1 pseudogene is annotated in these 1,010 nt (G+C 70.3%); it reads left to right on the top strand.

What is annotated here, in order from left to right:
* Positions 1 to 36 precede the first annotated feature (36 nt).
* Positions 37 to 1,010 (top strand): annotated as a pseudogene (locus tag ACFVX9_RS39740) (hypothetical protein); the annotation flags it as partial.

The following is a 1,010-nucleotide window of genomic DNA, read 5'->3' as shown; positions in this document are numbered from 1 at the left end:
CCGAACACACTCCCAAGCCCGCCGCGCGGCGCTGACATGACCCGACCACTGCCGGACCTGGCCCACCGGGCGTTGTTCCCCGTCAGGCCCCTGTCCTTCGAGACCAACGCCTCGTTCCTCGAGCGCCTCGCCAGAGCGCACCACCTCACGCCGATCGAGCTCCTGGACGGGCTGCGCATACGCCGCCCCAAGATCTACCCCGACCTCAAACGGCTTCACGGGCCGCATGCGCCGACCGAGCTCTACCTCAACGCCAGCGCACGGGCCCGCATCAGCCAATACACCGGCATCCCCCAGACACGCCTCGCCCGCGCCCTGCCCTGCTGGGCCGAGCACCGAGACCGCGGATCCTCCACAAAGACAAGCCCGGGAGGTGCTATGCGCCCGTCCAGCCTGCCGGCCGTCATCGGATGCCATCACTGCACCATCGCCCGCACCGGCCAAGCCCAGCCGATCCCGCGCTACCTCCCCCACCACCACCTCGTGTGCGCCCGGCACCGCACCTGGGCACTGGGCCCGCACACCCTCCACGGCGTACCCGTCCCCCACACCCACGCACTCCTGCACCAGACACCCGAGATCATCCGCGCACACCACGCCCACCTACGGCTGATCCGCCGCTGGGGACCCGACGCTGACGATGCCGTCGCCCAGGCAGCCCGGCTCACCGAACACTGGCGCCGCCAGGCCCCCAAGCCCGAACGGATCTGGCGCGGCCGCACCCGACTCATCGGCGACGCAGACACCGCCCTGTGGGAAGTCCTGGCCCGCGAGGCAATCACCTACCCCGAAACCATCACCCTGGCCGGGCTCCTCGTCCGCCGACCCTCAGCCCGCTATCACCGAACCCGGCCCGGCCAACCCCACCCCCTCCACACCACCATCGCCCGCCTCCTGAACCGCCGGTGGCTACAAAACCCCGCCCACTACCCCGAAGACCTCTCCCACTTCATCCGGTACACCCCACGACACCCCAGCAACGAAACAGCCTACCGCCACCACGCCAAACC

The organism is Kitasatospora sp. NPDC058243 (genome assembly GCF_042882025.1).
GTDB lineage: Bacteria > Actinomycetota > Actinomycetes > Streptomycetales > Streptomycetaceae > Kitasatospora.
Note: the sequence above shows the minus strand (reverse complement) of the source record. Positions and strands in the feature narration are given on the sequence as shown.